General features: G+C 40.6%; 27 protein-coding genes. 23 read left to right on the top strand and 4 right to left on the bottom strand.

The features are described from left to right. Positions 1–3 precede the first annotated feature (3 nt). From AM592_RS13705 to AM592_RS13685, 5 genes are all read left to right on the top strand, one after another. Complete coding sequence (locus tag AM592_RS13705) at positions 4–933, top strand: NAD-dependent epimerase/dehydratase family protein (RefSeq protein WP_053604310.1); 930 nt, start codon at positions 4–6, stop codon at positions 931–933. A gap of 33 nt (positions 934–966) precedes the next feature. Beyond that, positions 967–2,436, top strand: coding sequence for a teichuronic acid biosynthesis protein TuaE (tuaE, locus tag AM592_RS13700; RefSeq protein ID WP_053604309.1), 1,470 nt, complete (start codon positions 967–969; stop codon positions 2,434–2,436). Between the two features lie 19 nt (positions 2,437–2,455). After that, positions 2,456–3,130, top strand: coding sequence for a teichuronic acid biosynthesis protein TuaF (gene tuaF, locus AM592_RS13695; protein ID WP_053604308.1), 675 nt, complete (start codon positions 2,456–2,458; stop codon positions 3,128–3,130). A 21-nt stretch (positions 3,131–3,151) separates the two neighbouring features. Beyond that, entirely contained in the window at positions 3,152–3,907 is a 756-nt protein-coding gene (gene tuaG / locus AM592_RS13690; RefSeq protein ID WP_053604307.1) for a teichuronic acid biosynthesis protein TuaG, read from the top strand. Positions 3,908–4,085: 178 nt separating this feature from the next. Beyond that, positions 4,086–5,150, top strand: coding sequence for a glycosyltransferase family 4 protein (locus AM592_RS13685; RefSeq protein ID WP_053604306.1), 1,065 nt, complete (start codon positions 4,086–4,088; stop codon positions 5,148–5,150). 33 nt (positions 5,151–5,183) lie between these two features. Here AM592_RS13685 and AM592_RS13680 read toward each other — a convergent pair whose 3' ends face one another. After that, complete coding sequence (locus AM592_RS13680; protein WP_053604305.1) at positions 5,184–6,266, bottom strand: LCP family protein; 1,083 nt, start codon at positions 6,264–6,266, stop codon at positions 5,184–5,186. Beyond that, positions 6,259–6,921, bottom strand: coding sequence for a YigZ family protein (locus AM592_RS13675; protein WP_053604304.1), 663 nt, complete (start codon positions 6,919–6,921; stop codon positions 6,259–6,261). Before AM592_RS13675 ends, AM592_RS13680 begins: the two co-directional genes overlap by 8 nt. A 180-nt stretch (positions 6,922–7,101) precedes the next feature. On the opposite strand from AM592_RS13675, the gene AM592_RS13670 reads away from it, so the two are divergent. Beyond that, positions 7,102–8,286 (top strand): two-component sensor histidine kinase DegS, encoded by a 1,185-nt coding sequence (locus AM592_RS13670; protein WP_053604303.1) that lies wholly within the window; start codon positions 7,102–7,104, stop codon positions 8,284–8,286. A 70-nt stretch (positions 8,287–8,356) separates the two neighbouring features. Further along, positions 8,357–9,046: a two-component system response regulator DegU gene (degU, locus tag AM592_RS13665; RefSeq protein WP_053604302.1), complete on the top strand. Its 690-nt coding sequence runs from the start codon at positions 8,357–8,359 to the stop codon at positions 9,044–9,046. A gap of 490 nt (positions 9,047–9,536) precedes the next feature. Here the strand turns inward: degU and AM592_RS13660 are convergent, their stop codons facing one another. Continuing rightward, positions 9,537–10,424 carry a LysR substrate-binding domain-containing protein gene (locus tag AM592_RS13660; protein WP_053604301.1) on the bottom strand — a complete coding sequence of 296 codons (888 nt, stop codon included), beginning with the start codon at positions 10,422–10,424 and terminating at the stop codon, positions 9,537–9,539. Positions 10,425–10,548: 124 nt separating this feature from the next. Here AM592_RS13660 and AM592_RS13655 point away from each other — a divergent pair, with 124 nt between their 5' ends. The 16 genes from AM592_RS13655 to AM592_RS13580 all read left to right on the top strand — a co-directional run bounded on the left by AM592_RS13655 (position 10,549) and on the right by AM592_RS13580 (position 23,987). After that, positions 10,549–11,247 (top strand): DUF6152 family protein, encoded by a 699-nt coding sequence (locus AM592_RS13655; RefSeq protein ID WP_053604300.1) that lies wholly within the window; start codon positions 10,549–10,551, stop codon positions 11,245–11,247. A gap of 3 nt (positions 11,248–11,250) precedes the next feature. Next, entirely contained in the window at positions 11,251–11,829 is a 579-nt protein-coding gene (locus AM592_RS13650) for a DUF6644 family protein (RefSeq protein WP_053604299.1), read from the top strand. Positions 11,830–12,347: 518 nt separating this feature from the next. Continuing rightward, complete coding sequence (locus AM592_RS25005) at positions 12,348–13,922, top strand: DegV family protein (protein ID WP_082364347.1); 1,575 nt, start codon at positions 12,348–12,350, stop codon at positions 13,920–13,922. Positions 13,923–13,973: 51 nt separating this feature from the next. After that, positions 13,974–14,249, top strand: a complete 276-nt coding sequence (locus AM592_RS13640; RefSeq protein WP_053604297.1) for a late competence protein ComFB — start codon at positions 13,974–13,976, stop codon at positions 14,247–14,249. Next, complete coding sequence (locus AM592_RS13635; protein WP_053604296.1) at positions 14,246–14,938, top strand: amidophosphoribosyltransferase; 693 nt, start codon at positions 14,246–14,248, stop codon at positions 14,936–14,938. The genes AM592_RS13640 and AM592_RS13635 overlap by 4 nt, the downstream gene beginning before the upstream one ends. Before the next feature lie 56 nt (positions 14,939–14,994). After that, positions 14,995–15,432, top strand: coding sequence for a TIGR03826 family flagellar region protein (locus AM592_RS13630; RefSeq protein WP_053604295.1), 438 nt, complete (start codon positions 14,995–14,997; stop codon positions 15,430–15,432). Between the two features lie 64 nt (positions 15,433–15,496). Next, positions 15,497–15,760 carry a flagellar biosynthesis anti-sigma factor FlgM gene (gene flgM, locus AM592_RS13625; protein WP_053604294.1) on the top strand — a complete coding sequence of 88 codons (264 nt, stop codon included), beginning with the start codon at positions 15,497–15,499 and terminating at the stop codon, positions 15,758–15,760. A 15-nt stretch (positions 15,761–15,775) separates the two neighbouring features. Beyond that, complete coding sequence (locus AM592_RS13620; RefSeq protein ID WP_053604293.1) at positions 15,776–16,261, top strand: flagellar protein FlgN; 486 nt, start codon at positions 15,776–15,778, stop codon at positions 16,259–16,261. Positions 16,262–16,276: 15 nt separating this feature from the next. Further along, the gene (flgK, locus tag AM592_RS13615; RefSeq protein ID WP_053604292.1) at positions 16,277–17,770 is read left to right on the top strand and encodes a flagellar hook-associated protein FlgK; all 1,494 of its coding nucleotides are present in this window, start codon (positions 16,277–16,279) and stop codon (positions 17,768–17,770) included. Between the two features lie 11 nt (positions 17,771–17,781). Next, positions 17,782–18,693 (top strand): flagellar hook-associated protein FlgL, encoded by a 912-nt coding sequence (gene flgL / locus AM592_RS13610; RefSeq protein ID WP_053604291.1) that lies wholly within the window; start codon positions 17,782–17,784, stop codon positions 18,691–18,693. Between the two features lie 455 nt (positions 18,694–19,148). Further along, positions 19,149–19,433, top strand: coding sequence for a hypothetical protein (locus tag AM592_RS25190; RefSeq protein ID WP_312883794.1), 285 nt, complete (start codon positions 19,149–19,151; stop codon positions 19,431–19,433). A gap of 369 nt (positions 19,434–19,802) precedes the next feature. Further along, positions 19,803–20,366 (top strand): DUF6470 family protein, encoded by a 564-nt coding sequence (locus AM592_RS13600; RefSeq protein ID WP_053604290.1) that lies wholly within the window; start codon positions 19,803–19,805, stop codon positions 20,364–20,366. Positions 20,367–20,386: 20 nt separating this feature from the next. After that, positions 20,387–20,812: a flagellar assembly protein FliW gene (gene fliW, locus AM592_RS13595; protein WP_053604289.1), complete on the top strand. Its 426-nt coding sequence runs from the start codon at positions 20,387–20,389 to the stop codon at positions 20,810–20,812. A gap of 2 nt (positions 20,813–20,814) precedes the next feature. After that, positions 20,815–21,039: a carbon storage regulator CsrA gene (gene csrA, locus AM592_RS13590; protein ID WP_053604288.1), complete on the top strand. Its 225-nt coding sequence runs from the start codon at positions 20,815–20,817 to the stop codon at positions 21,037–21,039. A 143-nt stretch (positions 21,040–21,182) separates the two neighbouring features. Next, on the top strand, positions 21,183–22,079 hold the full coding sequence (gene hag / locus AM592_RS13585; RefSeq protein ID WP_053604287.1) for a flagellin Hag: 897 nt from the start codon (positions 21,183–21,185) through the stop codon (positions 22,077–22,079). Positions 22,080–22,865: 786 nt separating this feature from the next. Next, on the top strand, positions 22,866–23,987 hold the full coding sequence (locus tag AM592_RS13580) for a ribonuclease YeeF family protein (RefSeq protein WP_158320305.1): 1,122 nt from the start codon (positions 22,866–22,868) through the stop codon (positions 23,985–23,987). Positions 23,988–24,193: 206 nt separating this feature from the next. On the opposite strand, the gene AM592_RS13575 is transcribed toward AM592_RS13580, so the two are convergent. Further along, positions 24,194–25,378, bottom strand: coding sequence for a NupC/NupG family nucleoside CNT transporter (locus tag AM592_RS13575; protein ID WP_053604285.1), 1,185 nt, complete (start codon positions 25,376–25,378; stop codon positions 24,194–24,196). Positions 25,379–25,656 lie beyond the last annotated feature (278 nt).

Here is a 25,656-nt window from a genome sequence, read left to right as displayed (position 1 = left end):
CAAATGGAAAAGGTAGTAGTGACTGGCGGAATGGGGTTTATCGGATCACATATTGTTGAAGAGCTCCTTAAAAAACAATATGAAGTGGTTGTTATCGATAACGAGTCTACCGGAGACAGAAAGAATATCAGTCATTTGCCCATCGAGATTTGTGAAATGGACATTACAGAGCCAGAAACGATTAGCGCCATCAAGAAGATCAATCCGGACTATATCATTCATCAGGCAGCCCAAGTAAGCGTTTCTGAATCGATTAAGGATTTTCTTAATGATGAAAACATCAATATTAAAGGTGGTTTGAACATACTGCACGGAGGAATTGAGGCAGGAGTGAAAAAAATCGTTTTTGCCTCATCAGCTGCCGTATATGGAAATCCGCAGTATGTGCCTGTTGATTTAAAACACAGCACGAATCCTGAATCACCCTATGGTTTGACCAAGCTGATGTTTGAAAACTATTTAAAGTTTGCCAATACATTTTACGGCATCGATTATTGTATATTGCGATACAGCAACGTATACGGTCCTCGCCAAAATGCAAAGGGCGAAGGAGGAGTCATTTCGATTTTCTCAGACATGCTTTCAAGCGGGAAAGCACCGGTCATTTATGGTGACGGGGAGCAAACGAGAGACTTCATTTACGTCGGCGATATTGCCAAAGCAAACGTTCAAGCGATCACATCAAAACCTAATGTGTGCCTGAATATTTCAAGCAATTCTTCGATTACAATAAACGAATTGTTCTCGACAATGAAAAAAATCACCAACTCTGCACTTGATCCTGTATATGAACAGGAAAGAGCGGGTGACATCCGTCATAGTGTGCTATGCAACAATGAAACAAAAGAGCTGCTGAATTGGTCGCCTGAGATGGAGATTGAGGAAGGATTAGAAAAGACTGTTGCCTTTTATCGAAATTCCATTCATTCTTAGTCGTAGCAGGAATGCGAGAGAAGGGGGAGATGAATGATCAATCGTACATACATCAATCAAGTGTTTTTTGGATCCGCGGCAATCGTTATCGGTTTGCTGCTTACATACGTTTTTGTTTCGAAAAATTCCAGTCCGTATCTCCTGCTCATTGCAGGATGTGCGGCAATCGGATTTCTTGTATTGGTCAGGCAGGTTGTCAGTTTGGAGCAGCTTTTTTGGCTGACTCTTTATCTGCTGATCGCAGCGACGTTTTTGAATAATGCCATCTACTCAATCGATGTGGGACCGTTCAGCTTATTCCCTTACCGCCTTCTTCTTGTGGCGGCGCTCGTTTTATTTATTGTCAATGCGTGGCAAAATAAGGGGCTGCATCAATCGTGGGATGATGTAAGAGTGAAAGGAATGCTTTCTTTTTTCCTTTTTTGGCTGGGGTATGGTTTTATTTCGCTTTTGTGGACGAAATCATTGACAGATGGGTTAAAGTACTTATTTCTTTTAGGTATGGGCACAGCCTTTATTTGCTTAATCGTCATGCACTTTACTAAATTAGAACGACTGGTTACATTTTATTCCATTTGGATGGTAATGACAGTACTGTTGATGCTGATCGGTTTTTATAATCATTTTACCATGCAACATTTGCCGAGCTCATCTTTGTACAGCGGCCCTGAATATAAACAGCATTATCCGACGTCAGTGTTTTTTAATCAAAATGATTTTGCAACTTTTTTATCGATTACATTCTTTTTTTATTTGTCCGTTTGCAAAAACGTCAAAAATGGGTATGTCAAAGGCTCTGCTTTTATTCTTTCACTTTGTTCCGTCGTTCTTATAGGCTACACAGGCTCGCGGGCAAGTTTGTTGGGGATTGCTTTAGGACTGGCTGTCTATGTATTTATCATGCTGCCCCGCCTTTTAAAAAAGTGGGCGGTCATTCTCTCGGCAGCATGCTCAATTTTATTTGTAACCCTGTTCTACAACAAGATTGCGGGAGTTATTTACCGACTGTTTATTGCTCCGTCAAATTCAGCCTATAGCAATGAAATGCTGCCTTCGAATGAGGCACGTGCCAATTTACTAAAGAACTCTTTTCATTATTTTCTGGACTCCTTCGGTTTTGGAGTAGGCGTTGGCAACGTTCCGTATTATTTGCAGAATGAGCCGATTTTTGCAACAAACCAAGTAGAGCAGGTTCATAATTGGCTCGTTGAAATTCTAGTCAACTTTGGCCTTGTTATTTTTCTTGGATATGTCCTGCTTTATGCTTTTCTGTTTATACAGCTTTATCAATTTTACGGAAAAGGACTTGGCCGAAACGAAAAAATGCTTATTGAAGGGACTCTTGTAGCTTTGGTCAGCTTCTTGGTATCCAGCATCAGCCCAAGCTCTGTTTCAAATCTTTTCTTTCATTGGGTGTTCCTAGCCTTGGCTATTTCCATCGTTAATGTGATGAAGAAAAGAAAAGCGGAAGGACTAACGATAAGAGGTTCTTCATTTTATTGAAAGTGGGGAGAATGAATTTATGAACGGCTTACTTAAACGAATAGGAGTCAGAATCAAAAAATACATCGTATTTTTAATTGTACTGCCTCTATTGCTTGGGATTGTTGGATACTTTATTTCTCCAAGCGTTCAGACGAATGAGAATACTGCTTCGATCACAATAAAAACTGGAAGTTATAACGATGCTTCTTTAAATGACACAAAAGAAATTCCAGTTTTGTTGACGAGTGATTCATTTTTAAAGGAGACATTTCCTGACTTTTCTTCAGAGCAAGTAGAGGAAGTGAAGCAGAAATTAATGATCGAGATTCAATCCAACCATTTGTTTCAGCTAAGTTATCAAGGTGAGGATTCAAGTGAGATCCTGAAAAAAATCTCAGAAACATTTATGGCGAAAGATCAAAAGCTGTTTTCGAGTAAGCAATCTGTCATTCAATCAAATATTGAAGAACTGGAGAATGAAGCCGTAAGCGATGATTCCAAGGTGGATAAGCAAAGGTTCCTTTATGAGCTTGAAACGACGATGCTTACCATAGAGCCAGCACAAACGATTTATCCTTTAACGGCGGAAGAAGAAACAAAATCTGCTGGTATGTCAGCAAAAAAACGAGTGGTTTTAGGTGTATTAATTGGATTGGCCATCTCATTCTGCCTTGTAGTTGTTCCTGAGATTTTTCGAGAAACCAATGACTAACATGACGGAGTTGAACAAGTAATGAACCGCAAACCGCTTGTATCTGTAATTACCCCTTCATATAATGCGGAAAATTATATAAAAGATACGATTGAGTCTGTTCGTAACCAAACCTATCAAGACTGGGAGCTGGTTATCGCTGATGATTGCTCGACAGATCGGACAAGACAGATTATTGAGGAATATACAAAAAAGGACGATCGTATTCGCGGGGTGTTTTTGAAGGAGAATGGCGGCGCTGCCGTCGCCCGCAACTCTGCTCTTGAAGCTGCAAAAGGGCGTTACGTTGCTTTTTTAGACAGTGATGATCAATGGAGACCGGAGAAAATGGAACGCCAGTTGGAATTTATGAAAAAAAACAACTACGCGTTTACATTTACCGGATATGACTCAATTACTCAAAGCGGCAAGCTGCTCGTTAACAAAATAGATGTTCCTGAAGTACTTACGTACGATGATGTATTGAAAAATACGATAATTGGATGTTTAACCGTTATGTTAGATCGTGACCAGGTCGGTGATGTTAAAATGCCTAATATCCGTACGAGGCAGGATCTTGCCACTTGGCTTTCCATTTTGAAACGCGGATTTAAAGCATACGGGCTGAATGAATCACTCGCTATATATCGAATTGTAGAAAATTCAATTTCACGGAATAAATGGAAGGCTGCACAAAAAACTTGGTTTGTGTATCGCGAAATTGAACATCTTCATCTGTTAAAAGCATCTTGGTGCTTTATTCATTATGCTAAAAATGCAGTGAAAAAAAGGTTATAACTAAACACATCACCAAAACCGGTGATGTGTTTGCTTGTTTACAAATGTCATACAAATTTAATCTTTCTAAAGGCTCAGATCTTTTATGAATGCTTGTTAACTTGAAGACGTAAGCTGTATAATGGATGAAGATGAATTGAATACTATTACTACTTTATACTATGAAGGAGACTTAACCATGTCCTATGAGCGCATAATTTTTGCGTTTTTTGTCTCTCTGCTAACCGTCATTATTATTACTCCGTTTATTAAACGTTTTGCGATTAAAATAGGAGCAGTGGATCGTCCCGATAAGAGAAAGGTACATAGCAAGCTTATGCCTAGAATGGGAGGGCTTGCGATTTTTATTGGGGTTGCAGCAGGAGCTGTTGCCATGGGGCTTTTTGAGTCCAGTATAAGAACAATAAGCATTGGGGCAGTAATTATCATTATCCTTGGCATGCTCGACGATAAGTTTAATTTGAGTGCAAAAGTAAAATTTGCCGTACAAACTCTGGTAGCCTGTATGATTGCCAGTTCAGGCCTGACAATGGACTTCTTTTCAGTTCCATTTTTTACTGACCGCCTTGAATTGGGATGGCTTGCCTTTCCTGTGACCGTGATATGGATTGTTGGCATTACTAATTCCATTAATTTGATCGACGGGTTGGATGGGCTGGCTGCAGGTATTTCTGTCATTGGACTAAGCACCATTGCTGTAATGGCATTAACTGCAGATAAAATACTTATTTTATCGATATCAGCACTTGTTATTGCAAGTACACTGGGTTTTCTTTTTTACAATTTTCATCCGGCAAAAATATTTATGGGAGATACAGGATCCCTTTTTCTCGGCTATATGATTTCCGTATTGTCGCTTTTAGGTTTGTACAAAAGCGTGACTCTTTTCAGTATTGTCGTGCCCGTTATCATTCTAGGTGTACCTATTTTTGATACGAGTTTTGCGATTATCCGGAGATTACTTAACAAACAGCCAATCTCTTCACCTGATAAGTCACACATCCATCATCGTTTAATGGCATACGGATTATCCCATCGAATGACGGTTATTGCCATCTATTTAATTGGGGTCATCTTTAGTCTCAGTGCTATTTTATTATCAAGCGCAACAATTTGGCTTTCTCTTTTCATTCTGTGTATGCTTATCCTCTTCATGCAGATTATTGCAGAGGTTACCGGTCTTGTGAATGAAAAATATAAGCCGTTTACCAAGTTCTATAAACGAATGGTGAAAAAAAATTAAAAAAATCATGCCGTTTTTGGCATGATTTTTTTGTTAGGAATTTGAACTGGAAGAATCAGAAGCTGTTGAATTGTCCTCTGATTTCGATTCTTTCTCAGACGCTGTCCCGGTTGTTTCACCTTCCATCTTTAAATGCTGCCGTAACGTAGTGGATAAGGTTTGCAGCTTGTCTGCATCCGGTTCGAAATAATAAACGTTTTGCCCTGAGGAGTTCGGGAGATAGACATCCGATCCCTCAAGAGTCAAGGATTCTATGTTTTCGCTCTTAAAGCCGCTGTAAATTCTGTGTAGACCGAGAGCCTGGGTAATTCTGATGTTTGTTTCGATATTTTTACTGGCTGCTGACGTAATATTATCGATGTTCGACAGATTTTGCGGCTTGGACATCTGATCAATCGCAGCGGCAATCACTTGTTTTTGGCGGTCATTTCGGCCAAAGTCTCCGCGTGGATCTTGTTTTCTCATTCTGGCAAAAGCCAATGCCTCTTCACCGTTTAAATGCATCGGTCCTTCTGTAAATTCAAGGCTTTTATTTTTTGAGACATCACTTTTTTCTGTAAAGTCAAATGGCACGTCGACATCGATGCCGCCCATTTCGTTTACGACATCCTTAAAGCCGCTAAAATCAACTGTGGCGTAATAGTCAATAGGAATATCAAACAAGTCCTCTACTGTCTCAATTGTTGCTTCTTTGCCTCCATAATTATACGCATGAGTAATTTTTGTTGTTAATCCATTTTGGCCGGCAATTTCTGTTCGAGTATCTCTTGGAATACTCATCATTTTCATCGATTTCGACTTCGGATCAAGAGTCGCTAAAATCAAAGAATCTGAGTGGCCATCCTCGCCTCCTGTTGAATAATTCTCGATTCCCATAAATAAAATGGAGAAGGGCTCCTGATTGATCTCGACAACATTCTCACGGAGCTTAGATTTGTCACCGCGTTCCAGCTCATCATATGTACGATCTACAGCGTATATTGTATTAAAGAGTTTGTATCCTGCAAATGCTCCTGCGCCTACAATGAGGAGCAGAAACAATAAGACAATTCGTTTGAAAATGATCTTTCGTTTATTCTTTTTTTTCCTTACTCGAACTCTTATACGTTCAGCCATTTGTTAAATCTCCTTTATTATGGGGAATGTCCTTTTCCAGATACGTTATTGGTCCTTCATTACTGTCACTTTTGCTGTTTGTTAGCTCTGTCATCCATTTCAAATAGGCATCTTTGTCATTTTCCTCAACATATACGTCAAAGGTTACATCGTCTGCATAGTGAATATTCGTTAATAAATATGGAGATTCCCGCAGTTCATTCTCAATTTTCCCGAGCCAGGTGTAATCGACTTGAGTAGACATAAGGCGCATCAGCTTTCTTTCGACAATTCCAATTTCGTTTAAGCCTTCGGAAACGGACTTTCCATAAGCCCGGATGAGTCCGCCTGCTCCAAGCTTAATTCCGCCAAAATAACGGGTAACGACGACTACAGTATCCTTTAACCCGCGTTTTTTTAAAACCTCCAGCATTGGCACTCCGGCAGTACCGCTTGGTTCCCCATCGTCATTTGCTTTTTGGATTTGATCGCGTTCACCGATTAGATAGGCTGAACAATTGTGTGTTGCATTCCAGTGCTCTTTTTTTATCCTTTGAATAAACTCCTGAGCTTCATTTTCAGTAGCTGCTCTTTTTATGTGGCTGATAAATCGGGATTTATTAATGACTATTTCATGAGATCCTTCTTCTTTTACAGTCAAATAGCTATCCAACATGCTTGAATTACCTCCTGCAAGCAGCTGTTTTCTTCAATTTCTTACTTACCTTAGTATTTTTGTTCGTATTTTGTTATGATAGAAAAGAATATTGCACATCATATAACGTATGCGCATTCTTTCATTATAAATCGACATGTTTCTTAGATCAATGATAACGATAATTACAAATAGATAACAATGCAATGTACGGAGGGAAAAAGGTTGGGAACTTCCAAGAAAATAGATTCCAATGTACTAGACTCGATCATCGTGAGAATGCTGAGTACCGTTGATGGAAGTAAGGATGAAGTCTTCCAGATCGGTGAACAATCCCGTCAGCAATATGAACAGTCTGTAGAAGAACTAAAGCAAGTGAAGCAGCAGGTAAATGAAGTTATCGAGGTTGGGGACAAGCTTGAGGTTCATACACGCATGGCCAGAGGAAGACTTTCTGAAGTCAGCAAAAACTTCCATAAATTCAGTGAGGAAGAAATCCGAACAGCATACGAAAAAGCCCACAAGCTGCAGGTAGAGTTGACGATGATTCAGCAACGCGAAAAACAGCTCCGTGAGAGGCGTGATGATTTGGAGCGCCGCCTGCTCGGCCTGCAGGAAATCATTGAACGCTCAGAATCGCTGGTAAGCCAAATTACTGTTGTTTTAAACTATTTAAATCAGGATCTTCGTCAGGTTGGGATTTTGCTTCAGGATGCTCAGGCAAAGCAGGATTTTGGACTTCGAATTATTGAAGCTCAGGAGGAAGAACGAAAAAGAGTATCAAGAGAAATTCATGACGGCCCTGCACAAATGCTGGCCAGTGTGATGATGAGGTCTGAGCTCATCGAACGAATTTTTAGAGACAGGGGAACCGAAGAAGGCTTTAAGGAAATTCGGGGCTTAAGGCAAAATGTGAGAAACGCTTTGTACGAAGTGAGACGAATTATCTATGATCTTCGTCCAATGGCTCTTGATGACTTGGGGCTCATCCCGACTCTTAGAAAGTATTTAAATACAACGGAAGAATACAATGGCAAAATTAAAATTCTTTTTTCGACAATTGGGGATACAGAGACGGTCCGGATGCCTCCCCAGTTCGAGGTCGCCCTCTTCCGGCTCGCGCAAGAGGCAGTGACAAACTCCATGAAGCATTCGGAAGCCACTGAGATATCTGTCAAAGTAGAAATGACAAATTCAGCCGTCACATTGATTATTCGAGATAATGGAAAAGGCTTTGATATAAAAGAAACAGGCAAAAATAAAAGCAAATCATTTGGACTGCTTGGCATGAAAGAAAGAGTAGATCTGCTAGACGGAAAAATAACGATTGATTCAAAAATAGGTCTTGGGACTTTTATTATGGTCCAAGTACCCTTTGTTCTATGAAAATAGAGACAAAAGACATATTGACCCAATTTCGACAGTATAGAAAAATAAGAATGGGGAGGCGTGGCTTGTGAATAAAGTAAACATAGTCATTATTGACGATCATCAGTTATTCCGTGAAGGTGTCAAACGTATTTTGGATTTTGAACCAACCTTTGAGGTTATTGCTGAAGGAGATGACGGAGACGAGGCTGCGCGCATCGTTGAACATTATCATCCGGATGTAGTCATCATGGATATCAACATGCCGAAAGTGAATGGCGTGGAAGCAACAAAACAGCTTGTTGAGCTCTACCCTGAATCTAAGGTCATTATATTATCTATACATGATGATGAAAATTATGTAACCCATGCATTAAAAACCGGCGCTCGCGGGTATCTGCTAAAGGAAATGGATGCAGATACGCTAATTGAAGCAGTAAAAGTTGTAGCAGAAGGAGGATCATACCTCCATCCAAAGGTTACGCACAACCTAGTAAACGAATTCCGCCGTCTGGCAGTAAGCGGCGCTCCGGCAACTACACAGCATGAAGTCTTTCCGGAAATCCGCCGGCCTTTGCATATTCTGACCAGAAGAGAATGCGAAGTGCTGCAAATGCTTGCAGATGGAAAAAGCAACCGAGGAATCGGCGAATCATTATTCATCAGCGAAAAAACAGTAAAAAATCACGTCAGCAACATCCTGCAAAAAATGAACGTAAACGACAGAACCCAGGCAGTGGTCGTCGCCATTAAAAACGGCTGGGTGGAAATGCGATAATAAAAAATCCCTTGCGAATATGCAAGGGGTTTTTGCTGTTTATAGGGGATATATTCCGAGGAAGGGGGGATATACGGCGATAATGGTCGGATATAATTCAATAATGGTACGATATATGACGGAAACGGAATAGGTCGGATAAAATGCCAGTTCCGTCATTTCAACCATACAAATTCCTTTGTCCGATAATTTGACTCCCGGATGAACAATCCTCTGTTTCAAAAAACTTACCTTTTACTTTTTCTTCACTGACTCTCATGGCTCCCCCTAAGCGCCAAATCTATCTATCCCCAATTAAAAATCGCAATCTCCTTCAATTATAAAGTAAACCAAAATTTATCCCGCATTAACGGGCAGTAAGCCCCCACCTCTAAAGACTTAGGTCAATCCTCAGAAGTCTAGGGGGGGAATCAACTGCCCGTAAAAGCCCGATTGGTTCACCTAACAATCAGTGGGGACGAACAAAACCCCCACTGATTGAAGTTTCACCTTAATTATTGATTGAAGATTCACTAATTAACTTAATAAAAGCTTTCAATACACTCGACGTATTGTTTTTACACCATGTATAACAAAGGGTGATGTCTGGGGTCTCCTCCTTAATATAGAGATATTTTATACCAGGACGCTGAAAATTTTGAACAGACTCTGGAACTACGGAAACACCTATTTCTGTGGCCACAAGATTTACAATCGTATGCATGTGTATCGCTTCCTGGACAACGTTTAGCGACATACCATGACGGTTGAAAAAATTGGTCAACAGATCATAAAAATAACTCCCGTATTTTCTAGGAAAAAAAATAAAAGGATCGTTTCCAATTTCTTTAATTGAAATACTCCCTTTTTCTGCTAAAGGGTGTTTTTCGGGCAGAACAGCAACCAATGGTTCTTCTGAATAAATTTTTGATTCATAATTTTCATTGCAAATAAAAGTCCGCATAAATCCGATATCAATCCTATTTGCTTGATGCGCCTCCAATTGTTGAGATGAGGTCATCTCTTTTAGGGACAAAGTGACTTCTGGAAAAGCTGATGTATAGGCTTGGATAATTTCTATTAAATATCGGTCCATGGCCGAACCTATAAAACCGACTCTCAACCGTCCAACTTTTCCTCTGGCAGCTAACCTTGTCATTTCCACTCCCTTTTGCAGTTGTTGGAGGGTATGACGTGCTTCAGTGAGAAAGACTCGCCCAGACTCAGTCAACTCTACTTTTCGTTTTGTACGACGAAAAAGATTTGTGCCTAATTCATTCTCAAGCTCCTTGATTTGTTGGCTTAAGGGTGGCTGTGCCATCTTCAAGCGTTCGGCCGCACGTGTAAAATTTAATTCTTCAGCTACAGCGATAAAATAACGTAAATGCCTTATTTCCATTTTATTAATATCTCCTATATATAAGATTATAAGTAATTATATATTAGACGAATAATAAAATCGATTTCATAATAAAAGGAGAGTAGCATGAACCAAATAAAACTTTAAAAGAGGTGCTAGTTTTATGCTGCAATTGCATAAAGGAATAACGTTGATTCTTTTTATTGGGATCCTTATTTCTTCGTTGATTCAAAATACTTCTGTACAAGCACATCACGGATGGTCTTATTTCGACACTTCACAGCCTTTGTACTTCTCTGGAACAGTGGTGGAAGTAAATTGGAAAAATCCGCATCCAGAACTTATTATACGTGTTCCGGATAAACTGACCCTTGCTGAAAATATCAAAGAAATTGATGTCCCGCCTGAACTTGAAGAACTGAATTTCCAAAACACACTAGAGAATCTTAAAGTATTGCCGAGTCCCGGTGGAAATTGGACTCTCATATTGGCTCCAACAACACGACTAAATGAATGGGGAATGCCGGAAGCTCCTCAAACAGGAGAAGAAATAGCAGTATTTGGCTATATCAGTTGTGATTCTCAGAAAGAAGTCAGACCTGAATTGATTGTATTTGACGAAAATCGAAGTGTCCGCCAACGCTCTGTTTCTCTTCCGGAAACAAATTGTAAACGGGATGCTGATTCATCTGCAGCTTCCCTTAACAATTCGGACCAAGAATCAATTGCCATGAATGAAGAACAACAGAAAGATTCACTGTTTGAAGCGAATCAACCCATTCTCTGGATTGTAGGGCTTTTTGTTCTATTCGGCATTTTAGCAGCAATTGTTGTGTGGCGGAAATTATGGAAACGAGGGTGAGTGATGTTAAATCGAAAAAAGATGAAAATTAGCTTGTCGTTTTTTTCAATTTCTCTTTTTACAGCCCTTTTTTCTCTGATGATATTTTCCCAGTTTATTGTCTTCTCACCTTTCGTAAACAGTCTAATTTGGCTTGAAGGTACCTTACTCTCACAATCTGTACGTATAAATCCTTGGTTTTATCCTATATCAGAAGTAGTCCACATTTTAGGATTGGCCATATTGACGGGGAGTACAGCGTTGTTTGATCTCAGGTTATTAGGTTATGGAAAATTCTTGTCAGTAAAAAAAACAGCAGATTTCTTGTTGCCCCTTGCCCATTTAGGTTTTTTTCTAGTTGTCCTATCCGGTACTTTTCTTTTTTTAAATGATCCAAGGGCTTTGATGAACAATACTGCTTTTCAAATAAAAATATTGCTCATTTTGCTAGCTGGTATCAATGCATTTGTTTTTCATGTGAGAAACTTAAAATGTGCAGAAATAGAAATTAAAGAGTTTTCATCTGTCAAAGCAGCAGCAATTTGCTCCATATTTCTATGGATAGCTATTATTGCTCTAGGCCGCTTTGTTGCTTATATTTAGAATTTATGTTTTTGCATGAAAACACGAAATGGCCCTAAAGAAAACACTAAATTTAATAAATAAAAATCCTGCTAGAGTAGTGGTCTAGCCTCAAAAAAGTGGAAATATAGAAAAACCCCGGAGTAATTTCCTCGTTAAAAGGAATTGCTCCCTTTTTCTATCGGGATCTATTTATCATCATCATGATGACATGATATGGAGCCTCTCCACGCATGATTCTCCGCACAGGACTCAGCTATTCTATATACTGGCTTCACCTACTATGTTATTATGCGTTGCTCCACATCAAGTCGTGCTCCTACCTAATGAAGTGATTGGTGAAAATGCTAGTTTTTTAAGAAATACTCTTGGTGATGCAAAGAGGCTATTTTGAACTATATAAAGATAACAGTTGACCAAAAAGGTATCTTAGCTCTTTTCTACTCTTGGAAGTTATGAAAATCTTCCTATAAACAACCTTGCCAATCTATTCATCTTCTAGCTAAAATAAGAAGAAAGACGTGAAAGGTTTTGTTTATATGAAAATAGCGGTTTTGACCGACAGTACAGCATACATACCTGAAGACATCATGAAAAAGCATAATATTTATATGATACCTCTTAACGTCGTGATTGAGGGCAGATCCTATAAAGAAGAAGTTGATTTAAGCTGGCCTGATTATTATGAAAAAGTAAAAGAATTGAAGGAGCTGCCGACCACTTCTCAGCCGTCTTTTGGAGAATTTCTCACGATGTACGAAAAGCTGGCGGAGTCTTACGATGCGGTGATCAGCGTGCATTTGTCCAGCGGGATTAGCGGAACCTTTTCGAGCAGTGTTTCAGCAGGAGAAATGGCGGAAAACATCAAAGTATATCCTTTTGATTCTGAGATCAGCTGCATGATTCAAGGATTTTATGCGATTGAAGCATCAGAATTAGCGGAACAAGGCATGGAACCGGAGGAGATACTTCAGCACTTAGAAGCGCTGAAAAAACGGACGCGGGCTTATTTTATGGTCGATGATTTGGCTCATTTGCAGCGGGGAGGGCGACTAAGCGGAGCTCAAGCCTTTATTGGCGGACTGCTGCAGATTAAACCGGTTCTCCATTTTGTCGATAAGCTGATCGTGCCTTTTGAGAAAATCCGTACTCGGAAAAAAGCGTTGAACCGAATTTATGATTTATTTGCCGAGGATGCTGGTACGATAAGGAATGGCAAGCTCGTATGCATTGCAACTCCTAGAACGGATGTCGTGCTAGAGCTTGCTCCAAGGCTAAAGGACGCGTTTTCCGGATTCGAGATCGCCGCGCTTTACGGAGGAAGTAAAGACCGCGGCACACGTAAGCCGCTCACTATCTCAACGACTCATCAGCTCCTCCGCTATAAAAATGCCTTTGACGTCATCATTATTGATGAAGTCGATGCCTTTCCTTATTCAGCTGATAAAAAGCTGCAGTTCGCCGTAAAGAAGGCAAGAAAACATGTCAGTGCCTGCATATACTTAAGCGCAACCCCATCAAAGGAAATGAAACGTGATGTAGAAAAAGGCCAGCTGCATGCCGTCCGCATTCCAGCCAGATTTCATCGGCGTCCCTTGCCTGAGCCCTCATGGAAATGGATCGGAAACTGGGAGAAAAAATTATCAAAAAACAAACTGCCTCTCGTGTTAACGAATTGGGTGAAAAACCATTGCGAGAAGAACAATCCGATCTTTTTATTTGTCCCAACGATTCCGAATCTTACACAAACGGTGAAGCTATTAAAACGCATCGGATATTTTACTGAAGGAGTTCACGCAGAAGATAAAATGAGAAAAGAAAAGGTCCAGCAGTTCAGAGATCAACAGCTCCAAATACTCGTGACGACCACGATTCTTGAAAGAGGAGTCACCGTGAAAAATGCCCAGGTCGGTGTGCTCGGTGCGGAATCCGCGATCTTTACCGAAAGCGCGCTAGTCCAAATTGCCGGAAGAGCCGGGCGGCATCCGGAATTCGCAAAAGGGCATGTCGTCTTCTTTCATTACGGAAAAACAAAAGCAATGCTGGAAGCCAGAGCCCATATAAAAGAGATGAACCAAATAGCTCTGCGTGACCAGCAAATCAACAGGTGTTAAAAATTACAAAAAAATGATAGTATGAACAAAAAGTAATAAGGAGTTGACCGTATGCTGATCAATGCAAAGGAAGTGGTCTTTAAGGCTCTTCTTCATCAATATGTGGATGATTTGAATATGCCATGTACGTGCGAGAAGTGCTTAGACGATGTGATGGCAATTTCATTAAACAACGTCAAGCCGAAATATATCTCGGATTCTGACAAGCTCGCATTTGTCACCTCAGATCTCGTTGATCGTCAAACAAAGACCTCCTTGCTTGTGATTTTAGTTGAGGCAGCAGCTATCGAGTCAAAATCTCCCCATTGCAAGTGGAAAGAAATATGAAGATCTGTTTATTATGCGAAGCCAAACTGGACAAGGATTTCATTTGGAGTTCCCTGCTTTATACAAAAAGAGCCGAGCGATTATGTCTGGATTGCCGAAATAAATTTCAAAGAATATCAGGTAGTCTCTGCAAAAAGTGCGGCAGAGAACAGACAGCAGAAGAACTGTGCCACGATTGCCTTCAATGGGAAGCTGATCCCGAGACGAAAGGGCTGCTGACACAAAACCGCTCTGTATTTCTTTATACGGAAGAAATGAAGGAAGCGCTTGCCAGATATAAATTCAGAGGCGATGCCGAGCTAGTGTATGCCTTTGAGTCCTCCTTTTTATCCGCGTTCAAATCTTCTTATCCTAATAAATCTTATACCTTAGTTCCTATTCCATTGAGTGAAGATAGAATCAAGGAAAGAGGCTTTAATCAAACTGAGCTTCTTGCTTCTCTGTTAGACCTCCCCACCGCTCATCCTTTAATAAGGAAGAAAAAAGAAAAGCAATCGAAAAAAAGCCGGAGAGAACGTCTGCGGCAAGATGATGTTTTTACGACAGAACATCATTCTGTTTTCGGAAAGGATCTTATTTTGATCGATGACTTATATACGACAGGATCGACGCTTCACCAGGCTGCTCGTTGCTTAAAGAAAATCGGCGGTGCGAATTCTATTTCTTCTTTTACACTAATCAGGAGCTGAAAAAATCAGCGTGTTTGCCGATAGTATAGGTAACAAGAAGATTGGAGCCGTGCAAGATGAATCAATTAGCAAATTGTCCAAAGTGCAACGCTTTGTTTGTGAAAAATGAGTGGCAATCTATTTGCCATGCTTGCTTAAAAGAGGAAGAAAAACAGTTTGACGTCGTCTATGATTTCTTAAGAAAGCAAAAAAACCGGCAGACTACATTGCTTCAGGTATCTGAAGAGACCGGAGTCCGTGAAGAGTTAATCTTGAAATTCATTAGACAAAAACGGATTCAGCTTTCCAAATTTCCGAACCTTGGCTATCCGTGTGAACGCTGCAAAACAATCATTCGCGAGCAGCGATTTTGCGCAAAGTGCCGTGAAGAAATGACAAATCAATTAGATCCTTTGAATCAGAGCGAACCAGCAAATACTATAGATAAATCTAGTTCAAAAGAAACGTATTATGCCATTCGAACCAAAAACAATCAACCGCCTAAACTTCCTTGAAATGCTGTCGATAAAGGAAGTAAGATAATATGCCAGACCGTAACTTGAAAGTGAGTGAACCACTATGAAAATTAATCGAATGAGTACGCAGCCGATTAATCCCTACCTTAAAACATATGAAAAGCAGAATACACAACCGGCAAAGTCCCCAAAGCAGGATAAGCTTGAAATATCTAAACAAGCAAAAGAACTTCAAAAGGCTCCGGAGGTTAATATGGAGAGACAAGAAAAACTTGCGGAGTTGAAACGGAAAATCGACAGCGGCACCTACGAAATTGATGCAAAAGGAATCGCGGAAAAACTGGTGAACTTCTATAAAAACAAGTAAGAAAGGAATGAAATCATGTCAGCTCAACCTGTGTTGGATGAACTGGACAAGCTTTGCACGTTACATGAACATTTATTAAAGCTGTCTCAAGAGAAGACAGAAGCGATTAAAAAGGATGATCTAAAGTTGCTCTCACTCATCCTGACTAAAGAAAAAAAGTATCTCCAGGCGATTGATCAGACAGAAAGAAAAAGAGAAGAGCTTACAGCTGCGTTTCTCGGCTATCAAACGGAGGCGACAATTAGTAACTGCATCGATAAAGCTGAAGGCGAAGACAAAACGAAATTCGAAGCGCTTTACAGCAGGCTGGCTCCACTCTTAGCGAAGCTTCAGGAAGTCAATTCGATCAATCAGCAGCTAACTCACCAAGCCCTTCAATTTGTTTCCCTTACCTTTGACATGATCGCTCCAAAAAATTCAGAAACGGGCAACTATGGACAAGCGAAAAAAGGAAAACCGCAAACCGGAAATCGTCTCGCTTTGTTTGATTCACAGGCTTAGAACGGAGGAAATAAAATGAGATCGACCTTTATGGGTCTTGAAATATCCAAGCAGGGAATGTATGCGCAGCAATCCGCCCTACATACTACGGGAAATAATATATCCAATGCTAATACTCCCGGATACTCAAGGCAAAGGGTAACATTTGAGGCCGGAAATCCTTATCCATCCATTTCAATGAACAGCCCTGCCATTCCCGGACAAATGAGTACAGGCGTCAATGCGCAAACGGTCGAGCGGGTCAGAGACAGCTTTTTAGATGGTCAGTACCGCGATGAAAACAACAAAACAGGATATTGGCAATCACGAGCGGATGCTATGAAGCAAATGGAAGACATAATGAATGAAATCGGCGACAACGGCTTAACCAGCACAATGAATAAATTTTGGGGATCGCTTCAGGATCTTGCCGCGGGTCCCGGCAACTCAGGCGCACGGTCGGTAGTCGTTGAAAATGGTACGGCCGTCGCTGAAACGTTTAATTATTTGTCCGACTCGTTAAAAAATGTCCAGGGCAATCTAAGAAAAGATTTAGAAAACGGGGCGGATACGGTCAATTCACTTGTCAGCCAGTTAAATGAGATTAATAAACAAATCGGACAGGTCGAGCCGAATGGTTATCTCCCGAACGATTTGTACGACCAGCGCGATCAATTGCTGGACGAGCTAACCACCTATGCAAATATTAATGTCACTTATAACGATCCGAAAGGTCAAGCCCTTCCAATGGCGGAAGGGACAGTTAATATCGAGCTATTAGATGCAAATAAAAATACGCTTGGATCTCTACTGAATGGAAACACCAATCAATTCAATCAGATGAATGTTGAGTATGACAATGGTTCGGGACTTGTCAGTGGAATGAAAGTGGGCAGCCAGACCATTAATGCTGATCAGTTTACGAGTATCGGCAAGGTGAAAAGCCTAATGGATTCCTATGGGTCCATCGAATCTGCCGGCAAAGAGCAAGGTGTATTTCCGGAGATGCTGCAAAAGCTCGATCAGATGGCTCATTCATTTGCTGAAAAATTTAATGCTGTTCACCAGAGCGGAACAACATTAAAAGGCGATAATAGAGCGGCATTTTTTGATTTCAATCCCGGAGGAAACTTATCGTCAGGAGCAGCTTCTCTCATTAAAGTAGCGGATACGATCAAAGCATCAACCGATAATATCGCGGCTTCCGGAAATGGAGACCTAGGTGACGGAAGCAACGCGACCAGGCTTGCTGAAGTAAAAAATGATCCCGCGATAGCTGATTACTATGAAGGAGTGATAGGCGAGATGGGGGTTAAAGCAAGAGAAGCCAATCGTCTCGCCAGCAACAGCACACTTTTGACATCAATCGCCGATCAACGGAGGCAAACGGTCAGCGCGGTTTCTCTCGATGAGGAAATGACGAACATGATCCAATTCCAGCATGCGTACAATGCCTCAGCCCGAATGATTACCTTGCAGGACGAAATATTGGATAAAATCATTAACGGCATGGGTGTCGTTGGAAGGTAGGGAATAGAGCTGTGCGAATCACTCAAGGAATGCTTTCACAAAACTCGTTGCGCCATATTACTTCTAGCTACGAGAAAATGGGAAAGCTGCAGAATCAACTGTCAACTGGAAAGAAAATCACAAGGGCTTCCGACGATCCTGTAGTCGCGATGAAAAGTATGCAAAACCGAACGTCACTTGAGGAAGTGAATCAGTATACACGTAATTTAACAGAGGCGGGCTCATGGCTTGATAATACAGAAACAAATATAACCGAAGGCATCGATGTCCTCTCTCGTATCAGAGAATTGGTCGTTAGTGCAAATAATGAAACAAACGGTCTCGAAGAAAGAAAGGCGATCGGCGTCGAAATTGGCCAATTAAAGGAACAAATGATTAGTTCGGCCAATTCACAGGTCGCAGGAAAGTATATTTTTAATGGGACGAAAACGGACCAAGCCCCAATTGTGAAAAATGATGATGGCTCATACACATATAACTTTGAAAACTATGAAAGCACCTCTGATGTAAATATCAATGTCTCAAAAGGAGTAACGCTAAAAGTCAACTCCGATCCGAACGAAGCATTTGGCGGAAGCTCTACAAGCGGGCAAAATATCTTTGAAATGCTGACTGATTTAGAGAATGAACTCAAAACAGGAACTCTAAACAACGAAAAGTCTTTTTTAAGTGATATTGACGGGTTTTCCAATCAAATGATTGCTGAGCGTTCAGACATAGGCGCGCGAACAAATCGGATGGAATTGGTAGAAAGCCGACTGGAGCAGCAAAAGGTCGTAGCGACGAGAATGCTTTCTGATAATGAAGATGTTGATTTTGAAAAAGTCATTACCGATTTACTTTCCCAAGAGAGCGTCCACAGAGCAGCACTATCAACCAATTCGCGGATTATTCAGCCAACCTTGATTGACTTTTTAAGATAAGCGGCTTGGGCTTCCTGAGCACGCTTTTTTGATTAAGATTGGAAAGTTCGAATATCTATCATAGGAGAAGTGCTTTGTTGGAAATGCGTGGTGGGCTGGTGCGCCAGTGAGATGATTAGAAATCATGAAAGGTGTCAGGGGATCTGTGCAATTATCATAGTAAATTGTGCAATTCTTGACCATTTCTGTGCAAATATCTAATAGAACTGTGCATTTTTGTTGCTCTTATGTGCAATTTTCTCGGGAAACTGTGCAATTCCGGCACTCTTCTGTGCAATTATCTCGGTAAACTGTGCGATTCCGGCTCTTTTTTGTGCAATTAAGCAAGTGGTTTAGTCTTTTCTCCAGAAGGTAGCAACGGACCCTTAGATCGTAGATAATTTTACTAGGATTAAAAATGGCAACCAATCAGCTACCGAATCTGTTATGATAGAATGTAACACAATATTTGGAAAATGAGGAATATAAATGAAAAAATTCCATTTGAACGTCCCACTGACCATTATGATGAACGGATTCTCTCGATTAATGAACAAATTTGTGCGTTATTAAAGCAACGGAAGGAAATTTCAAACAATAATCCGGGATTTCCACCTCTAGAAGAGATCTCGAGATGGGCTGAAGAATACGGCCATTATGAGGAGCTTTTAAGATCGATATTTTTGACGTTAATGGATGAGGACGAATTTCGACCAGTCGTTGAACCAAAGGATTTTAGAAAGTATATTCCTGTATTATAATCGGTTGAACAAGGAGAGTATTACAGTTACCTTTATCCGACAGTATTCGAATGCCAGTGTGGTCAATTTTAATATTGATTGGCATGATAACAAAGTTGATCGAGAGAACAGAGAACAGAGAACATCATAAATTTTTTGAATTGTATATAAATGATCACTTTAATTGCAGTTTTTCCGGTGGATCTGGATCGGAAGGGCAGATGACGAACAATTATATCATCTCCCCACCATTACCTGATGACATTTCAGGCTTTGATTTCGTTTTTAAGGAAAAAAGTGCTCCTTTTCTTAGAAAATCAACAGGTAATGAGATTGTCATTCATGTGGATTGAATTTAGTAACAAGAAAGTGTTGTGAGGAGGACTGAATATGCAGCTTCCAAGGCTAATGATGGAAAGCACTCAAGGACGGATCGGTATTACGATACGATCTGCTAACGTGTCGATTGAGCAAGAGCCTGCTGATATTGACATCAAGCAACCGCCTGCCAAGCTGGAAATCACAACGACTCCTGGAAAGCTTACGATTGATCAGACGCAGGCATGGGAGGATATGGACTTAAAGCATATTTTCAGACGGATTGAAGAAGCAGCTAATCGGGGAAAGCAGGATGTCTTAGAGGGGATGTCAAGAAGAGCGAGCCAAGGTAACGAAATGATGAGGATTGAAAACAAGGGGAACCCGATGCCTGAGCAAGCAAAACAGAACAGCGAGCGGCGTCCTTTTGAATTCAATATCGGTTTTATCCCTTCTCATTTTAGCGTAAAAACAAATTATGAGCCGGCACAGGTCAAGGTTGAAGCGGAACCGCAAAAACCAATGATTGAAGTGACCCCGAAAAAGCCTATAATAGGTTATAGCCCCGGTGAGGTCACGATTGATATGCAACAGAAGCCTTCTCTGCATATCGACGTGATTCCGCCTGAAGAATAAGCGAATAAAGGAATGAACGTATGATTATCCAAACGAGATACCATGGTGAAACCGCCATTCACGAGGAGGAGATCCTCTCCTTTGAAAACGGTCTGCCCGGATTTTTAAATGAAAAGAAATTTGCCATCCTCCCGTTATCCGAGGATTCACCGTTTCTAGTCCTGCAATCGGTGTCGACAGAGGAGCTTGCCTTCATCGTAACAAGCCCTTTTCTGTTTTTTAAAGACTATGAATTCGATCTGGATGAAGCTACAACAGAAATGCTGGAACTGGAATCAACAGAAGACGTCGAAGTTATCGTGCTATTAACGATTGAAGAACCGTTTGAAAAAACAACGGCCAACTTAAAAGCTCCGGTCATCGTCAATCGTAAGAACAAGCTGGCAAAGCAGGTCATCCTGCAAGACGCTGCCTATCAAACAAAGCACCTAATTGGAGGTGCTTAAGCATGCTCGTTCTCTCAAGAAAGAAAAACGAAAGCATCCAAATCGGCGATGACATTGAAATTAAAATCATCGCCATCGAAGGCGACCAAATCAAAATCGGCATCGAAGCCCCAAGGCACATCGACATCCACCGTAAAGAAATTTACGTCGCCATCCAGGAAGAGAACAGCAGAGCAGCAAATCTCTCAGGCAATCTATTGAGTCTCTTATCCTCACAAAAAAAGTGAGGATTTTTTTGTGCCAATTTGTAAACTTGTGCGACGAAAGACCGATATTAAACATGTAGCAAGCAGCAGGGACGGCCGCCCTCTTGCTTCTGCAAAAAAGCACAAGGACGTGCGAACATACACTCAAGGAGGAAATCAAAACAATGAGAATTAATCACAATATTGCGGCGCTGAATACGCATCGACAATTAGGTGCAGCTTCTAACGCTCAATCAAAATCAATGGAAAAATTATCTTCCGGACTTCGTATTAATCGTGCAGGTGATGATGCTGCTGGTCTAGCTATCTCTGAAAAAATGCGTGGGCAAATTCGTGGTTTGGATCAAGCTTCTCGAAATGCACAGGACGGGATCTCTTTGATCCAGACTGCTGAGGGAGCATTAAACGAAACTCACGATATTCTTCAACGTATGCGTGAACTGGCTGTTCAAGGTGGTAACGATACAAATATAGATACTGACCGTGGCGAAATTCAAAAAGAAATTAACTCCCTTACTTCTGAAATAAACCGTGTTGGTAATACAACAGAATTCAATACTCAAAAGTTATTGAATGGTGATAAGGATGGATCAACAGATTCTACTAAAAGTCTTAAATTTCAAATTGGTGCAAACGAAAATCAAAGCTTATCCCTTGATATTGCTGATATGAGAGCAAGTGCACTAGGAATTACCACTACTGGTACTGATGCCAAATTAGGAGTTACTGATGGAACAAGCAGTACGATTACTGAGCAAGCTCTAGATGTATCTTCTCATGATTCAGCAGCTTCTGCGGTAACTAAAATTCAATCTGCAATTGATAAAGTTTCTGCTGAACGTTCTAAATTAGGTGCAAACCAAAACCGCCTAGAACACACAATCAACAACCTGGGAACATCTTCTGAAAATCTAACAGCTGCTGAATCTCGTATTCGTGACGTAGACATGGCGAAAGAAATGATGGGTCAAACGAAGAATTCTATTCTTGGTCAAGCAGCACAAGCAATGTTGGCTCAATCCAATCAAATGCCTAAAGGAGTGCTTCAACTTCTTAGATAATTGATTGCAGGGCGTCTAGTCCGGCAATGGATTAGATCATCACTGGGTGAATTGCTGGAACTTCCTTAGAGCTTTTCTGACCACAGCATAGCTGGAAACGGCAAGTGTGAGGGTTTGAAAACAGAAGAGATTGGATAATCAGCAGCCAAGCCCCTGTTCCGAAAGGATGGGGAAGGTTCAACGACTAGAATGCACTGCCTAAAGTTTAAAGCTATGGCAATGAGATTCGTAGGATGAGAAATCATTCGAAGTGCCCAGCCCCATGAAAATGGGTGAAGATATAGTCTATTCTATCGCCGAAAGGCATAGCGGCAAAGCAAGCCAACCAACAACCACAAGGAGTTTTACAGCTTCTTCGTTAATTTCAGAATCTTTGAAAGAGACTCTAGTTTTTTAGGGTCTCTTTTACATTTCGTTCTATAATGTCCGTGAAGGGCACATTTAATATACATTTTTGATAAACACTGGTTGAATCATAGATAAGCAAAATAAATCCTTGAACATCTTTTCTCTTGCTTAACACGAAATTTACATGAAAATTGTTTTAAACCTTTAAATTCCTCCCACAAATCCGGATTCAACAATAAATCGTTCACTAAGTTCAGTCAAAGAATGTAAATTAATCTGTTCTTCCGCTTAATTTCCAATCTTTTTCCTCTGAAAAGGAGAAAATACCTATTCCAACCTGGTCTAAATATCCTTACACTATCCATATGAAACCAATTTGGCAAAAAACAACAAGATGAACCAACAGAAAAATCCAAAATGAAAGGGCATCTTGTGGGTATGATGAAAATATATGAAGCAAAAACTTTAATATCAGCTATGAATGAACGGATCAATGAATATTCTGAATTTAGGGATCAAATGGTCCGGTTAAAAAAAGCGTTTCAAAATCTAATTGGACTCGATGGCTTTGAAGGAAAAGGGGCAGAGGCGATTAAAGGATTTTATGGCGCGCAAGTAGATGTAGTGAACGCTTGGCTTGATTTAATAGATAAAAACGAAGCGTTCATGAAAAGCATTTCCGGTATCATTGAGGAGCATGAGCTTTCCGGAGAAACGGTGGTGCACTTGCCATTTTTAGAGGATGATGTTTCTTTTGGACTCAACGTCTCAGAGAAAATCGTGACTGAGCAGCAGGCAGAATTAAAAGCAACACTTAACAAGATTGATGATCTTGTTCCAATCGAGGCATTTACCAAATATCCGATTACTTCCGCATTCAATGATGCAGAACAACATCGGTCGGAAACAATTGAGAAGATCAATTCCTTAGACAGCAGCCTCAAAAGCGAATATTCAATGCTTGAAGAGGATGAGTCGATTGTTGCCGCGCTGTACCGGCAGCTGCTTGCTTCCACGGAAAAGAATGGACAAGTCACTCCGCTGCACTTTAACGCAACTGCCTATCGCAACAGTGACGTTTTCCAAATGAGAGTGGAGGCCAAAAAGCTCAACAACGACTACCTGATGATGAAAAACGAGCAAGAGGATTCCAGGCGTCTCGTTAAGGAACAAAAAGAACTCGAATACCGCGCTTTGCTGGACAAAGCATGGGATGCTGCCTGCAACTTTACAGGAGAATTCTCAGGTTATTATGATTATGTACGAGTAACACAGGGCATTGACCCTGTTACCAAGCAAATGCTGAGTGAGACAGACCGCGTTACAGCCGGTGCACTTGCGGCAGCTGGATTTTTCCCGGCGATCGGCTGGGGTGGCCGAAAAGGTGTAGACGCTACCTATACTATTGACGCTTACAAAAACAGAAAAGGCTTCGACATCCTGCAAAAATCGGAAATGGGAATCTACGGACTTGCCTCAGCTAATGGCGTGGCTGAAGGAATCATTGGTAAAGACATGTTTGGAAACGAAATCTCAGAGGAAAACGGCAGGAGAGCTTAAACAATTCAGGGCTTGGATTCCTTCATATAGTCAGGCATGCTCCGCCGCCGAAGTAGAAATTTTCTCTCTATCGAAAGGGATTGCCAGGTTATCTGAAAAAGTCAGCAGTCAGCTATACATTTCGGATATATCAAGAGCTCCATTCTCCGGTATTTGCATACTACCAAAGAAAAGAGCCCTATTTTCATAAATTCGTTTCGAAAAATTTAGTAAATCAGCCCAACAATGATGGCTGTTAAAAAGCTAACAAGTGTTGCGCCATAGACCAATTTGAGGCCAAATCGTGCGACAACGTTACCTTTTTCAGCATGTAATCCTTTCACCGCTCCAGCAATAATCCCGATGGATGAGAAATTTGCAAATGAAACAAGAAAGACAGAAACAATCGCTGTTGTTCGTTCTGAAAAAGCAAAATTACCTTGTGATAAATTGGTCATTGCAACAAATTCATTTGTCACTAATTTGGTTGCCATAATGCTTCCTGCATCGACGGCGCTATTCCAAGGAACACCCATTAAGAAAGCGAATGGAGCGAAGATGTATCCCATGATTTCTTGGAAGCTGATGCCAAATATGCCGTTAAATACAGCATTAATCATTGCGATGAGAGCAACGAATCCAATTAACATGGCTGCGACAGTAAAGGCTACGCGAAATCCGTCCATAATGTATTCACCAAGGACTTCAAAGAAGGTTTGTTTCTTTTCGTAATCTTCAATTTTGATAACATCTTCTTCCGATGATACATTGTAGGGGTTGATAATTGATGCAATAATAAATCCGCCAAATAGATTAAGAAATATAGCAGTGACGACATATTCAGGTTTGATCAAAACCATATACGAACCGACAATAGACATAGATACCGTCGACATCGCAGAAGCACAAAGCGTATACAAGCGATGCGGAGGCAAGCTTCCAAGTTGTCTTTTGACTGATATGAAAACTTCGGATTGTCCCAAAATTGCTGACGCAATACCGTTATAAGATTCCAGTTTTCCCATACCGTTAATCTTGCTTAGAAGAAAACCTATGCCGGTAATGAAAAGGGGAAGTATCCTCCAATGCTGCAGAATACCGATCAGGGCTGAAATAAAAATGATCGGTAGTAATACACTGACAAAAAAGCTCATCTGATTTGCATTTACTAATCCGCCGAAAACAAAATCGATGCCTTGATTCGCAAAATTCAAAAGTTCAGAGAACCCATTTGAGATCCCTTTAATTAGCCAATTTCCTACCGTTGTTCTTAACAATAAGAATCCGAGAAGAAATTGAATCACAATCATGACTGCAATCGGACGATATTTAATGTCCTTTTTATTATTGCTGACGATCCAGGCTAAACCCAAAGTTATTAATAAACCGATGATTCCAATTACGTATCTCATTGTTCCTCCTTATTATAATAAAAATATGCTCGTGCGATTGAAACTCCTTATCCGTTCCTTAAGCTTCTTTTGATATTGACAAGCTTTTAATTGATTATGTTTTACAACTGTTTCTTTAGTGCTCCACTTGAATTTTTTTCATATATAAAGCAGTATATCCCTACTTAAAAGTAATAAGCCCCTAATTAGGAGCTGCATTGTTGTGTTGTTAATAATATGTTTCTTAGAATTCAAAACTCCAAGTGGAGGTAGTTTGGGTCAATATCAACATTTATTAG

It is taken from the genome of Bacillus gobiensis (genome assembly GCF_001278705.1).
Taxonomy (GTDB): domain Bacteria; phylum Bacillota; class Bacilli; order Bacillales; family Bacillaceae; genus Bacillus; species Bacillus gobiensis.
Note: the sequence above shows the minus strand (reverse complement) of the source record. Positions and strands in the feature narration are given on the sequence as shown.

Excerpts from the sequence above, each read along its gene's own strand:
- AM592_RS13705 (WP_053604310.1), top strand. The coding sequence starts at position 4 with ATGGAAAAGGTAGTAGTGACTGGCGGAATGGGGTTTATCGGATCACAT.
- tuaE (WP_053604309.1), top strand. The coding sequence starts at position 967 with ATGATCAATCGTACATACATCAATCAAGTGTTTTTTGGATCCGCGGCA.
- tuaF (WP_053604308.1), top strand. The coding sequence starts at position 2,456 with ATGAACGGCTTACTTAAACGAATAGGAGTCAGAATCAAAAAATACATC.
- tuaG (WP_053604307.1), top strand. The coding sequence starts at position 3,152 with ATGAACCGCAAACCGCTTGTATCTGTAATTACCCCTTCATATAATGCG.
- AM592_RS13685 (WP_053604306.1), top strand. The coding sequence starts at position 4,086 with ATGTCCTATGAGCGCATAATTTTTGCGTTTTTTGTCTCTCTGCTAACC.
- AM592_RS13680 (WP_053604305.1), bottom strand. The coding sequence starts at position 6,266 with ATGGCTGAACGTATAAGAGTTCGAGTAAGGAAAAAAAAGAATAAACGA.
- AM592_RS13675 (WP_053604304.1), bottom strand. The coding sequence starts at position 6,921 with ATGTTGGATAGCTATTTGACTGTAAAAGAAGAAGGATCTCATGAAATA.
- AM592_RS13670 (WP_053604303.1), top strand. The coding sequence starts at position 7,102 with ATGCAATGTACGGAGGGAAAAAGGTTGGGAACTTCCAAGAAAATAGAT.
- AM592_RS13660 (WP_053604301.1), bottom strand. The coding sequence starts at position 10,424 with ATGGAAATAAGGCATTTACGTTATTTTATCGCTGTAGCTGAAGAATTA.
- AM592_RS13655 (WP_053604300.1), top strand. The coding sequence starts at position 10,549 with ATGCTGCAATTGCATAAAGGAATAACGTTGATTCTTTTTATTGGGATC.
- AM592_RS13650 (WP_053604299.1), top strand. The coding sequence starts at position 11,251 with ATGTTAAATCGAAAAAAGATGAAAATTAGCTTGTCGTTTTTTTCAATT.
- AM592_RS25005 (WP_082364347.1), top strand. The coding sequence starts at position 12,348 with ATGAAAATAGCGGTTTTGACCGACAGTACAGCATACATACCTGAAGAC.
- AM592_RS13640 (WP_053604297.1), top strand. The coding sequence starts at position 13,974 with ATGCTGATCAATGCAAAGGAAGTGGTCTTTAAGGCTCTTCTTCATCAA.
- AM592_RS13635 (WP_053604296.1), top strand. The coding sequence starts at position 14,246 with ATGAAGATCTGTTTATTATGCGAAGCCAAACTGGACAAGGATTTCATT.
- AM592_RS13630 (WP_053604295.1), top strand. The coding sequence starts at position 14,995 with ATGAATCAATTAGCAAATTGTCCAAAGTGCAACGCTTTGTTTGTGAAA.
- flgM (WP_053604294.1), top strand. The coding sequence starts at position 15,497 with ATGAAAATTAATCGAATGAGTACGCAGCCGATTAATCCCTACCTTAAA.
- AM592_RS13620 (WP_053604293.1), top strand. The coding sequence starts at position 15,776 with ATGTCAGCTCAACCTGTGTTGGATGAACTGGACAAGCTTTGCACGTTA.
- flgK (WP_053604292.1), top strand. The coding sequence starts at position 16,277 with ATGAGATCGACCTTTATGGGTCTTGAAATATCCAAGCAGGGAATGTAT.
- AM592_RS25190 (WP_312883794.1), top strand. The coding sequence starts at position 19,149 with ATGAGGAATATAAATGAAAAAATTCCATTTGAACGTCCCACTGACCAT.
- AM592_RS13600 (WP_053604290.1), top strand. The coding sequence starts at position 19,803 with ATGCAGCTTCCAAGGCTAATGATGGAAAGCACTCAAGGACGGATCGGT.
- fliW (WP_053604289.1), top strand. The coding sequence starts at position 20,387 with ATGATTATCCAAACGAGATACCATGGTGAAACCGCCATTCACGAGGAG.
- csrA (WP_053604288.1), top strand. The coding sequence starts at position 20,815 with ATGCTCGTTCTCTCAAGAAAGAAAAACGAAAGCATCCAAATCGGCGAT.
- hag (WP_053604287.1), top strand. The coding sequence starts at position 21,183 with ATGAGAATTAATCACAATATTGCGGCGCTGAATACGCATCGACAATTA.
- AM592_RS13580 (WP_158320305.1), top strand. The coding sequence starts at position 22,866 with ATGATGAAAATATATGAAGCAAAAACTTTAATATCAGCTATGAATGAA.
- AM592_RS13575 (WP_053604285.1), bottom strand. The coding sequence starts at position 25,378 with ATGAGATACGTAATTGGAATCATCGGTTTATTAATAACTTTGGGTTTA.